At 64.6% G+C, this 12,012-nt stretch carries 12 protein-coding genes; 1 reads left to right on the forward strand and 11 read right to left on the reverse strand.

All coding sequences use genetic code 11. From position 1 onward, the window contains the following. Positions 1-27 precede the first annotated feature (27 nt). Entirely contained in the window at positions 28-840 is an 813-nt protein-coding gene (locus B2W55_RS33835) for a tetratricopeptide repeat protein (protein WP_024580405.1), read from the forward strand. Positions 841-869: 29 nt separating this feature from the next. Here the strand turns inward: B2W55_RS33835 and B2W55_RS33840 are convergent, their stop codons facing one another. From B2W55_RS33840 to B2W55_RS33890, 11 genes are all read right to left on the reverse strand, one after another. After that, positions 870-1,715: an alpha/beta hydrolase gene (locus B2W55_RS33840; protein WP_200894410.1), complete on the reverse strand. Its 846-nt coding sequence runs from the start codon at positions 1,713-1,715 to the stop codon at positions 870-872. 172 nt (positions 1,716-1,887) lie between these two features. Next, positions 1,888-2,601: a hypothetical protein gene (locus B2W55_RS33845; RefSeq protein WP_024580403.1), complete on the reverse strand. Its 714-nt coding sequence runs from the start codon at positions 2,599-2,601 to the stop codon at positions 1,888-1,890. Positions 2,602-2,767: 166 nt separating this feature from the next. Beyond that, complete coding sequence (locus B2W55_RS33850; protein ID WP_024580402.1) at positions 2,768-4,510, reverse strand: ABC transporter substrate-binding protein; 1,743 nt, start codon at positions 4,508-4,510, stop codon at positions 2,768-2,770. 110 nt (positions 4,511-4,620) lie between these two features. Next, the gene (locus B2W55_RS33855) at positions 4,621-4,947 is read right to left on the reverse strand and encodes a DUF2160 domain-containing protein (RefSeq protein WP_024580401.1); all 327 of its coding nucleotides are present in this window, start codon (positions 4,945-4,947) and stop codon (positions 4,621-4,623) included. A gap of 178 nt (positions 4,948-5,125) precedes the next feature. Next, on the reverse strand, positions 5,126-5,932 hold the full coding sequence (locus B2W55_RS33860; RefSeq protein WP_021075985.1) for a carbohydrate ABC transporter permease: 807 nt from the start codon (positions 5,930-5,932) through the stop codon (positions 5,126-5,128). Continuing rightward, a complete protein-coding gene (locus tag B2W55_RS33865) occupies positions 5,932-6,834 on the reverse strand; it encodes a carbohydrate ABC transporter permease (RefSeq protein ID WP_024580400.1) in 903 nt (300 codons plus the stop codon). Before B2W55_RS33865 ends, B2W55_RS33860 begins: the two co-directional genes overlap by 1 nt. Next, positions 6,834-7,919 (reverse strand): ABC transporter ATP-binding protein, encoded by a 1,086-nt coding sequence (locus tag B2W55_RS33870; protein ID WP_024580399.1) that lies wholly within the window; start codon positions 7,917-7,919, stop codon positions 6,834-6,836. The genes B2W55_RS33865 and B2W55_RS33870 overlap by 1 nt, the downstream gene beginning before the upstream one ends. A gap of 12 nt (positions 7,920-7,931) precedes the next feature. After that, complete coding sequence (locus tag B2W55_RS33875; RefSeq protein WP_024580398.1) at positions 7,932-9,020, reverse strand: ABC transporter ATP-binding protein; 1,089 nt, start codon at positions 9,018-9,020, stop codon at positions 7,932-7,934. Further along, positions 9,017-10,561, reverse strand: coding sequence for a glycerol-3-phosphate dehydrogenase (gene glpD / locus B2W55_RS33880; protein ID WP_024580397.1), 1,545 nt, complete (start codon positions 10,559-10,561; stop codon positions 9,017-9,019). The genes B2W55_RS33875 and glpD overlap by 4 nt, the downstream gene beginning before the upstream one ends. A gap of 267 nt (positions 10,562-10,828) precedes the next feature. Then, positions 10,829-11,278 (reverse strand): RidA family protein, encoded by a 450-nt coding sequence (locus B2W55_RS33885; RefSeq protein WP_024580396.1) that lies wholly within the window; start codon positions 11,276-11,278, stop codon positions 10,829-10,831. A 6-nt stretch (positions 11,279-11,284) separates the two neighbouring features. Beyond that, a complete protein-coding gene (locus B2W55_RS33890) occupies positions 11,285-11,950 on the reverse strand; it encodes an aminotransferase class I/II-fold pyridoxal phosphate-dependent enzyme (protein ID WP_291532742.1) in 666 nt (221 codons plus the stop codon). Positions 11,951-12,012: the final 62 nt, after the last annotated feature.

A 12,012-nucleotide genomic window follows, 5' to 3' on the forward strand; every position in this document is an offset into this window, starting at 1 on the left:
CAAACCTGAAGACGGTCACGCGCGGGAATGAGCAAGGACAACGCCGAGGATATCGTTCGACGCGCGACTGTGGCCTTCAACGCCGGCCGGCACGGCGAGGCAATCGAGCTCTGCAGGCGCGGCCTTGCGCGGCAACCCGGCGAGCCGATGCTGAGCCATCTGCTGGCCGCGGTGCTGTTCGCTAAAGGCGAGATCGCGCCGGCCCGCAGGCATGTCGAGACCAGCCTGGCGCGGCGCCCCGACAATGCCGCGGCGCGGCTGCTCGCCGCCCGCCTCGCCCGCGCCGACGGCGAAGTCGATGCGGCACTGACACATCTCGACCACGCCATCGCGCTAAAACCGCAGCGCGATGCCTTCGTCGAGAAGGCGCGCACGCTGGAGCTCGCCGGCCGCAAGGCAGAGGCGCGCGAGGCCTGGGAGGCGATCCGGAAGGCCATTCCCGAGCATCAGGAAGCCAATGCACGGCTTGGCCGGATGACTTGGGAGGACGGTGACCTGGCCGGCGCGGTGAGCCTGCTCGCGCGCGCCACCGCGAGCGCGGCACCGGCCTCGGTGTGGTTCGATCTCGGCGTGGCACGGCAGGATTTGCGCGACCATGACGGTGCCGCGAGTGCCTATCGCAAGGCGCTCGAGATCAGGCCCGACTATGCCGAGGCGGCGCTCAATCTGGGGATCGCGCTCCAGGAGAGCGGCAAGCCCGACGCGGCGATGCCGGCCTTCGCGCGCGCCTATGCCCTGCGTCCACAACTGTTCGGGTCGATCGCGATGGCGCTGACCTCGGCGCCGCACGGCCGGCTGTGGCTCGATGAACGCGCGCTGCGCACGGCGTTGGAGGGATAGCGCGAGCGGCGCACGAAAACACCGCGCACTCAGGCGGCGACGCGGTTGATCCAGGCCTGCAAGACCGCCAGGACTTCCGACCGGTTGGTCTCGTTCAGCACCTCGTGGCGCGCCCCGCCGAATATATGTGAGGAGACGTCCTTCAGGCCCGCTTCACGGTATCGGTCGATCAAGGGTTGCAACCACGCCAGGCCGGCATTCACCGGATCGCAGTCGCCCGCGAACACAAACAGCGGCAACTCCTTGCGGATGCGCCCGAGTTCGGACGGATCAGCGAGCCGCGATGCGATCGAGAACAGCGATCCGTAGGATCGCTCGTTCACGTTGAAGCCGCACAAGGGATCGGCGATATACGCATCGACCTCGGCCGGGTCGCGGCTCAGCCAGTCGAATGGCGTCCTGGCCGGCGCAAAGGCGGCGTTGAGATCTTCCAGCCGCCAGCGGCCGGTAGCGGCCGCAGCGCCAAGCAGGTCGAGCGCGGTCGAGCCGGACAGCGCAACGCCATCGACGAGATCGCTGTGGTCAAGAACATAGAGCTGGGCGGCAAACGAACCCATGCTGTGTCCGAGCAGCAGCAGCGGCTTTGCGCCTTCTTCCTCGCGCGCGGTCCTGGTGACTTGCACCATGTCGTCGACCACGCCGGGAAAACCCTGCGATCCGAAGTCGCCGAGTTCGCCGGCCTCGGAGGCCGATTTGCCGTGGCCACGATGATCGTTGGCGTAGACGGTGAAGCCATCGCCCGCCAACGCTTGCGCGACCGGACCATATCTGAGGGCGTGTTCGCCCATGCCGTGCGCGATCTGGACGATGCCCCGGACTGGCGACGCCGCCTGCCAGCGATACACGCTGATCGCCTTGCCGTCGGATGCACGCACTGTTCTTGTCGATTCACTGATCGCCATCGCAGCTCACCTTGTTGCCATCAGAGGGTCTTGACGCTGTTCACCTGCGTCGCCAAGATATCGTACATTAGCGTACCATATCGCCGCAATGTCGTGAGATCAAGATCAAGTCGCTTCGGGCGAAGCGATTTCCTTAGAGCCCGCATCAGGAGGGCATGAGGCGCCCGCGCTTGGCGCGGAAATGCTTGCGATAGACGTTCGGCGCGGCCAGCACCTCACCGACGACCTTCGCATAGGCTTCGCGGTGCGCGTCGTCGAACGCCTCGAATACCAGTTCCGGCGCTTCGCGCGGCACCGCGAAACATTGCACCACCGGCGTCCCCTTCGGCAGCACACCGGCAAAATCGGGCCGGGTCCAGAGCGCCGGGAAATTGATGCCGCCGTCGTGAAACCGGTCGGCGTCGACAAGCCCCGAGATCGATCGGAACGGCAGGTCGTCGCGGTTGACCGGATGCATCGCGAACAGCGACCAGCCCGGCTCGAGCTCGATGGTCCAGAAACTGTTGAACTTCAGCGCGGCCTGCCCGTTGGCGAACGGCGCGCCCGCAAACTGCGCAACCGGATGAAAGCTGAGCGGCGCACGCGGATGGCCCGACGTCGCAGGCTCCGGAATCTCCCAATCCCATGCGAAAGCGCCGCGCTCGACCCTGACGTCGCAAGGCAGCGGGATCATGACCCCGTGGGCCATCGCATCGACGAACGGCGGGCATTGCTTGACCGTGCGGATCTCGCGGTCGTGGATCTCCGAATGCGCCTTCGCCGGCATCGCACGCAGCCAGTCCGGCAGCGCGCTGCGCGCGGGGTATGGCCGCGGCAGATGCTCGGCAAGCCGTGGATCGCAGCGAAAGATCATGCGCATGGCGAAACTCCCCGGTCATGATGCGACGACGCGCGGACGCATGATGACCTCACCGCCGCATTTGAGCACAATCCCGAACCGGCCTCCACCGCCCACGACAAAGCAAAAGGCCGGGATTGCTCCCGGCCTTCTGTGGTTTTCGGATGGCGTGGGCTGGTACGCCGTCTTACTTGGCTTCGGCGCGCTTGGGCGGCGAGGCCGGCCACGACTTGATCAGCGTGTCGTAGTCGATCGTCTCGCCCTTCGGCTTCTCGTTCGCAAGCTTGCGCTGCGGAGCGATGGTGCCGTCCTTCTCGGCCTTCTTGTACCAGTACTCGGCGGTTTCCTTCTTGTTCAGCTTCGGTCCGCAGGCACCCTGCACACCGGACTTCTCAAGACGTTCCATCACCGAGTCCTGGGCCGCGGCGAGCGCGTCCATCGCGGCTTGCGGCGTCTTCGCACCGGACGACGCATCGCCGATGTTCTGCCACCAGAGCTGGGCCAGCTTCGGATAGTCGGGCACGTTGTTGCCGGTCGGGGTCCACTGCACGCGCGCGGGCGAGCGGTAGAACTCGATCAGGCCGCCGAGCTTCGGCGCACGCTCGGTGAACGACTTGTCCCAGATGTCGGATTCACGGATGAAGGTGAGACCGACATGGCTCTTCTTCAGCGACACCGACTTGGAGACGATGAACTGCTGATAGAGCCAGGCCGCCTTGCGGCGATCGACCGGGGTCGACTTCAAGAGCGTGAGCGAACCCACGTCCTGGTAGCCGAGCTTCATGCCGTCCTTCCAGTACGCGCCGTGCGGCGACGGGGCCATACGCCACTTCGGCGTACCGTCCGCGTTCATCACGGCGATGCCGGGCTTCACCATGTCGGCGGTGAAGGCGGTGTACCAGAATATCTGCTGGGCGATGTTGCCCTGCGACGGCACCGGGCCCGACTCGGAGAAGGTCATGCCCTGTGCCTGCGGCGGAGCATACTTCTTCATCCAGTCGAGATATTTGACGATCGAGTAGACCGCCGCCGGGCCGTTGACGTCGCCGCCACGCTCGACCGACGAGCCGACCGGACGGCAACCTTCCATGCGGATGCCCCATTCGTCGACAGGCAGGCCGTTCGGAAGGCCCTTGTCGCCGTTGCCGGCCATCGACAGCCAGGCGTCGGTGAAACGCCAGCCGAGCGAGGGATCCTTCTTGCCATAGTCCATATGGCCGTAGACCTTGACGCCGTTGATCTCCTTGACGTCGTTGGTGAAGAAGTCGGCGATGTCTTCATAGGCCGACCAGTTCACCGGCACGCCCAGGTCGTAGCCATACTTGGCCTTGAACTTGGCCTTGTATTCCGGGTTGGTGAACCAGTCGTAGCGGAACCAATAGAGGTTCGCGAACTGCTGGTCGGGCAGCTGATAGAGGTGACCGTTCGGCGCCGTGGTGAACGACTTGCCGATGAAGTCGTCGACGTCGAGCATCGGGTCGGTGACGTCCTTGGCTTCGCCCTTCATCCACTCCGTGAGGTCGACCGCTTGGCCGTAACGGAAGTGGGTGCCGATGAAGTCGGAGTCGTTGATCCAGCCGTCATAGACGTTCTTGCCGGACTGCATCTGGGTCTGGATCTTCTCGACGACGTCACCTTCCTGGATGATGTCGTGCTTGACCTTGATGCCGGTGATCTCCTCGAACGCCTTGGCGAGCGTGCGGGATTCGTATTCGTGCACGGTCAGCGTTTCGGAGACGACGTTGATCTCCATGCCCTTGAAGGGGGCAGCGGCCTTGATGAACCACTGCATCTCCTTCATCTGGTCGTCCTTGGAGAGGGTCGACGGCTGGAATTCGCTGTCGATCCACTTCTTCGCAGCCGCCTCGTCGGCGCGGGCCGGCGCGACAAGCGTGATCGATGCTGCGGCCAGCGCGACCGCGCTGGTCATCGTCAAAAGTCTTTCTCTAGTCATTCGTAATTGTCGCATGTGATTCCTCCGGTTGCAGCGACTAAAATCCAGGCCCGGGTAGACCCCGGATCTGCTCTTTTTCGCGTTCTTCAGACGGTGCGAAAGATCACCACGGCTGAAAGAAGCGAAATTACCGTTCCGAGCCACAGGCTCGAAATCTCAACGCCCTCCCCGATCGGCAGGGTGAAAATCGGATCGGTGCCGACGAGCCCGATCCACAGCAAATGGATCACCGCCGCCAGCACCAGCGAGACGAACAGGCGGTCGCCGCGCGTGGTCGGGATCCGCAGCACGCCGACCCGCTCCGCCTCGGGATAGGCGATCGCGAGCCAGGTCATCATCCCGAGCGTGCAGGCCAGCAGCACGAAGAAGACCGCGGTCGGCCAGGTCCATGCCATCCATGCGATGCTATCCATGCCTCAGCTCCTTCCGCACGGCGCGGCACGCCCCCTCTCCCATGGGGAGAGGGGGTACGGTCTATCGATCGAGCGGAACCCCTCACCCGGATTTGCCGCTTCGCGCCAAATCCGACCTCTCCCCCCGGGGGAGGTGAAATCCGGCATCGAGATGCTCGTTCGTCGATTGATCATTGAATTACACCCGGCCGAGCGCGAAGCCGCGCGCGATGTAGTTGCGGACGAACCAGATCACGAGCGCGCCGGGGATGATGGTGAGCACGCCGGCAGCGGCGAGCAGGCCCCAGTCCATGCCGGCGGCCGACACCGTGCGCGTCATGATCGCGGCGATCGGCTTTGCCTGCACCGAGGTCAGCGTGCGCGCCAGCAGCAGTTCGACCCATGAGAACATGAAGCAGAAGAACGCGGCGACGCCGATGCCGCTCGCGATCAGCGGCACCAGGATCTTGATGAAGAAGCGCGGGAACGAATAGCCGTCCAGGAACGCGGTCTCGTCGATCTCGCGCGGCACGCCGGAGACGAAGCCTTCGAGGATCCACACCGCCAAGGGCACGTTGAAGATGCAGTGCGCGAGCGCGACCGCCCAGGGCGTATCGAACAGGCCGATCGCCGAATACAGGTTGAAGAACGGCAGCGCGTAGACCGCCGCCGGCGCCATGCGGTTCGACAGCAGCCAGAAGAACAGATGCTTGTCGCCGAGGAAGCGGTAGCGCGAGAACGCGTAAGCCGCCGGCAGCGCCACCGCGATCGAGATCACGGTGTTGATGACGACATATTCCAGCGAATTGATGTAGCCCGAATACCAGCTCTCGTCGGTGAAGATGCGCCGGTAGTGCTGCAGCGTCGGCGTGTGCGGCCACAAGGTCATCGTCGAGACGATCTCGGCGTTGGTCTTGAAGCTCATGTTGACGAGCCAGTAGATCGGCAACAGCAGGAAGATCAGGAACAGCGCCATGATCAGGCGGCGGCCGGGGATCGAATGCATCACGCCGCTCCTTCCTTGACCGGACGCTCGGAGCCGGCATTGGTCATCACGGTGTAGAACACCCAGCACACGATCAGGATGATCAGGTTGTAGACCAGCGAGAGCGCGGCGGCCTTGCCGAGGTCGAACTGGCCGAGCGCGATCTTGACGAGCTCGATCGAGACGAAGGTCGTCGAGTTGCCGGGCCCGCCGCCGGTGACCACGAACGGCTCGGTGTAGATCATGAAGCTATCCATGAAGCGCAGCAGCACCGCGATCAGCAGCACGCGGTTCATCTTCGGCAGCTGGATCGCCTTGAACACCGCCCAGCGCGAGGCGCCGTCGATCTGCGCCGCCTGGTAATAGGCGTCGGGGATCGACTTCAGGCCGGCGTAGCACAGCAGCGCGACGAGGCTGGTCCAGTGCCAGACGTCCATCACGATGACGGTGACCCAGGCATCGACCTCGTTGGAGACGTAATTGTAGTTGAGGCCGAGGTGGTTCAGCACATAGCCGAGCAGGCCGATGTCGGGCCGGCCGAATATCTGCCAGATGGTGCCGACCACGTTCCACGGAATCAACAGCGGCAGCGCGAGGATGACGAGGCAGGCCGCGACGCTCCAGCCCTCACGCGGCATCGACAGCGCGACGATGATGCCGAGCGGCACCTCGAGCGCGAGGATCACGGCGGAGAAGAACAGATTGCGGCCGAGCGAAGCCAGGAAACGGCCGCCGAGATCGGTCGAGGGATCAAGCAGCTCCTTGAACCAGCCGACGCCGTTCCAGAAGAACTGGTTGTTGCCGAAGGTGTCCTGCATCGAATAGTTCACCACCGTCATCAGCGGCAGCACTGCCGAGAACGCGACCACCAGGAACACCGGCAGCACCAGGAACCAGGCTTTTTGGTTGATCGTCTTGTCCATCAGGCGACCCCTTCCACCAAATGGCTATCGGCATAGACGTGGACATAGGCGGGATTGAAAACGAGACCGGCGGTATCGCCGGAGACCGAGAAGCCCGGCGGCACGCGCGCCGCGAGCTTGGTGCTGCCGACGCGCACGCGCGCGAACTGGATGCGGCCGAGATCGTCGATCCGCTCGATGGTGGCCGAGAGCAATCCCGGTGCCGGCGGCGCGATATCGACGAATTCGGGCCGCACGCCGATCTCGATCTTCTTGCCCGCCGGCAGGACGCCGTAGTTGCGGCGCAGGCCGATGACGTGGCCGTCGATCCGCGCCTCGTGGCCGCTGACCTCGGCGGGCACGATGTTCATGCCCGGCGAGCCGATGAAATAACCGACGAAGGTATGTGCCGGCTTGTCGAACAATTCGGCCGGCGTGCCGCTCTGCACCACGCGGCCGTCATGCATGACGACGACGGTGTCGGCGAAGGTCAGCGCCTCGGTCTGGTCGTGGGTGACGTAGATCATCGTGAGGTCGAGCTCGCGATGCAATGCCTTCAGCTTGGAGCGCAGTTGCCACTTCAGCTCGGGATCGATCACCGTCAGCGGCTCGTCGAACAGCACGGCGGCGACGTCGGAACGCACCAGGCCGCGGCCGAGCGAGATCTTCTGCTTGGCATCGGCGGTGAGCCGCGTCGCCTTGCGGTTCAGGTAAGGCGTGAGGTCGAGCAGATCGGCGATCTGCCTGACCCGGGCATCGACCTCGGCCCTGGCGACGCCGCGGTTCTTCAGCGGGAACGCCAGATTCTCGCCCACCGTCATGGTGTCGTAGATCACCGGGAACTGGAACACCTGCGCGATGTTGCGCTTCTGCGTCGACAGCGGCGTGATGTCCTTGCCGTCGAACAGGATCTGTCCGCGCGACGGCGTCACGATGCCGGAGATCAGATTGAGCAGCGTGGTCTTGCCGCAGCCGGACGGCCCGAGCAGCGCATAGGCGCCGCCCTGCCGCCAAGTCATGGTGACCGGCTTCAGGGCGAAGGATTCCAGCGGCGCGTCATTGCCGTTGTAGGACTGCGCGAGATCGACGAGGTCAATGCGGGCCATGAAGCATCTCCCTCACTTCGAGAAACTTGTTGCGGGCGAAGCGACGAGGCGATCGGCCGCGTCGAACACGAAGATGTCGTTGGGATCGAGCGCGGCGTCGAGCACCTGCCCGGGTTCATATTCGTGCACGCCGTGCAGCACCGCGACCCAGTTGGAGTCGTGGACATGGACGTGGACGAAGCTTTCCGAGCCGGTGATTTCGGTCACCGTCACGGTCGCGGAGAATTTGTGGCGGCCGGCCGCGACATTACCGACATCGAGCTGGTGGGCGCGGAAGCCGATCCGGTAGGTGCCATCAGGCAGGCCGGCGTAGAGGCCGGCCGCCGGCGCCTGCTCGCCGCCGGCATAGATCACCCGGTCGCCCTTCTTCTCGATGCCGATGATGTTGAGCGGCGGATCGGAGAACACCTGCGCAACGCGCAACGTGTCGGGATGGCGGTAGACTTTCGGGGTTGCGCCGGTTTGCAGCGCCTGGCCTTCCCACATGCACACGGTGTCGCCGCCGAGCAGCAGCGCTTCCGACGGCTCGGTGGTGGCGTAGACGAAGATGGCGCCGGAGGCTTCGAAAATCCGCGGCAGCTCGGCGCGCAATTCCTCGCGCAGCTTGTAGTCGAGGTTGGCGAGCGGTTCGTCGAGCAGCACGAGGTCGGCGCCCTTGACCAGCGCGCGCGCAATCGCGGTGCGTTGCTGCTGGCCGCCGGAGAGCTGCAACGGCGTGCGCTTGAGAAACGGCTCGAGCCGCAACAGCGCGGCCGCTTCCGCCACCCGCTTCTCGATCTCGGCCTTCGGCTTGCCCTGCACCCGCAGCGGCGAGGCGATGTTCTCGTAGACCGTGAGCGAGGGATAGTTGATGAACTGCTGATAGACCATCGCGACCGAGCGCTGCCGCACGTCGGCGCCGGTGACGTCCTTGCCGTCGACCAGCACGCGGCCGGTGGTCGGCTTGTCGAGGCCGGCCAGCAGCCGCATGATCGAGGTCTTGCCCGACAGCGTCGGTCCGAGCAGCACGCTGAGCGTGCCACGCTCCAGCGTCAGCGACACGTCGCGGATGGTCGGAACGCCATCCACCGTCCGCGTGACGTTTTGCAGTGTGACGCTCATGCCCGTCCTCCCGCTTCGCGGAGGGGACGTTCACCGGACACGCGGTTGGCGGCCATCCACTCTTCGAGCGCGGCGATTTCACCCGCCGTCATCCGCAGGCCCAGCTTGGATCGTCGCCAGACGACATCTTGCGCGGTCCGGGCCCATTCGTTCGCCATCAGGTACCGGACTTCACTCTCCGTCAAGGTGGCGCCGAAGGCGCGCCCGAGATCTTCGGCCGATGCTGCATTGCCGAGGACTTTGCGGGCGCGCGTGCCGTAGGCATGCGCGAGCCGGTTGGCATGGGGCTGCGCGAGGAACGGATAGGTACGAACCAGTTCGGCGGTCAGCGCCGCGACCGCGGAAACATCCATGTCGCCGCCGGGCAGCGGCGCCTTGCCGGTCCAGCCCTCCTGCGCTTTCGCGCCGTTGAGATAAGGCGCGAGCCGCTCCAGCGCCTCTTCGGAGAGGCGACGGTAGGTCGTGATCTTGCCGCCATAGATCGACAGCAGCGGCGCGCCGCCGGGCGTATCGAGCTCGAACACATAGTCGCGGGTCGCAGCCTTGGCTTCGCTCGCGCCGTCGTCATAGAGCGGACGCACGCCGGAATAATCCCAGACCACATCCTCGGGCTTCACCGGCTTGGCAAGGTACTCGCTGGCGGAGGCGCAGAGATATTCGATCTCCTCCCGCGTCGCCTTCACCTTGGCCGGATCGCCGTCATAGTCGCGGTCGGTGGTGCCGATCAGCGAAAAATCGCCTTGATAGGGAATGACGAAGATGATGCGGCCGTCGGCGTTCTGGAAGATGTAGGCGCGGTCGTGGTCATAGAGCTTGGGCACCACGATGTGCGAGCCCTGCACCAGCCGCACCTTGGCGCGCGCGTTGACGCCGGCGCCCGACGCCAGCACCTGCTCGACCCAGGGGCCGCCGGCGTTGACCAGCACGCGCGACTTGATGGTGTCGCGCGAGCCGTTGGTGGTGTCCTCGACCGTCACATGCCAGACTCCGTCGACCTGCCTGGTCTCGACCGCGCGGGTGCGGGTGCGAATCTCGGCGCCGCGGTCGGCAGCATCGCGCGCGGTCAGCGCGACGAGCCGCGCGTCGTCGACGAAGCAATCGGAATATTCAAAGCCCTTGCTGTAGCGGCCCGGGATCAGCGGCTTGCCGACCACGTCGCGCGTCAGATCAACCGAGCGCGTCGCCGGCAGCAGATGCCGGCCGCCGATATGGTCGTAGAGGAAGAGGCCGAGCCGCAGCAGCCAGGCCGGGCGCAGGCCGGCATGGTGCGGCAAGACGAAACGCAGCGGACGGATGATGTGGGGTGCGATCTGCCAGAGGATCTCGCGCTCGATCAGCGCCTCGCGCACCAAACGAAACTCGTAATATTCGAGATAGCGCAGACCGCCATGCACGAGCTTGGTCGACCAGGACGACGTCCCGCTCGCCAAGTCATTCATTTCACAAAGGAAAACAGAGTTACCCCGGCCCGCCGCATCGCGCGCGATGCCGCAGCCATTAACGCCGCCTCCGATGATGGCGAGGTCGTAAATTCGATCCAAAGAACGCTTCCCCCGGCAACCGCCTTCGCTTTAGCGGTTTTACTTTCGAATATGAGTAGATCACAAGCCAAAACGAAAGCAAAGCGAAAACGGGGAACTTATGTTGGGGATTTTTTGGGCGGGACGCTCTTCGGAACGGCGGGATCGGGATGACGGAGTGCCTATGCTGCGCTCACATCAGACGTCGCGCTCCACCGCGATTGGATGCGGTTGCCTTTGGAACGGATCTCGGCCCGCGCGCCGTTGGTCTTGATGGCGCGCCGTCGGTCAGCGTCGCCGCGACTCGGGATTGACCGCCGCTACGGCGACCAGCGCAACTTCGACGACAGCATCTCCCGGCAACGACGCCACTCCGACCGCGGCGCGCGCCGGAAGCGGACTTTCGGGAAGGCAGCTTTCCAAATGCCCCGACGCAAAGTCGGCAATTTGGACGTGGTGCAGATAGCCCGCAGCAGCGTTGATGTAGACGGTCAAGCTCAACGCCGATGCAATCCGCTCTCCGTCACCCAACGTCGCTTCCGCAGCTTGCAGAGCGTTCTGCGTGGCGAGCTCGACGGCGGCACGATAGCTTTCGATCACGGCACCCGGCGCGACCTGCCCCACATGGACGAGCTTTCCATTCCTTCGTGGGGTCATGCCCGATACGAAGATCAAGTCACCGTGACGCCTCGCCGAAACGTAGCGCCCTTGCGGTGTCGGAAGCCGTTGCTTGGTCATCCGTCGTCACTTGCGATAGCGCTTCACCATCTCGGTGATGCGGCGGCAGGCTGCGACCGCTGCGCCGTGGTCCTGAGAGAAGTTCAGCCTGATACTGTCCGGGTACGGACCAAACTCGGTGCCGGGTGTCACGATGATGCCAGCCTGATGTCGGAGCAATCGGACGAAGTCCTGCAATCCGACCTGAAGCGGAGGCAATTTCGGAAAGAGATAGCTGCCTGCCTGCGGTCGACGCGTCGGCAGAGCGCCGTCTCGGAAGATGTCCAGCAGATCATCGCGGATCGCCTCATGCTGCCGAACCCGCTGCTCCATCCAGCCCTCGGGCTCCCGGAACCAGGTTCGGAGCACGGCTTGATTGTAGCCGGCGGCGCGCAACGAGACGATGGCTTGCAGCTTTTCCATCCGCTCGACGATCCAGCGAGCGCCAAATGCGATGCCAAGCCTGTAACCGCTCAATGACTCGGTCTTCGACGGCCCCATGATGGTGATCACCTGCTCCTCGGGCAGTCCTGCCGAGCGGATGTGGGTATATGTTTCCCGGGCGTAGAGAAGCCTCGAATAGAGCTGGTCGGCGATGACCGTGACGTCGAATGCCCTGGCAAGCTCGACGATCTCCCCGATCTCGCGCCTGGAATAAACCGCGCCGGTCGGGTTGTTGGGATTCGAGAACAGGAAGACCCGAGCGCCCGCCTCAAACGCGAGCTTGAGCTGCGCGAGGTGTCAATCGGCGTTCA

It is taken from the genome of Bradyrhizobium sp. UBA2491, from assembly GCF_002341725.1.
Lineage (GTDB): Bacteria > Pseudomonadota > Alphaproteobacteria > Rhizobiales > Xanthobacteraceae > Bradyrhizobium.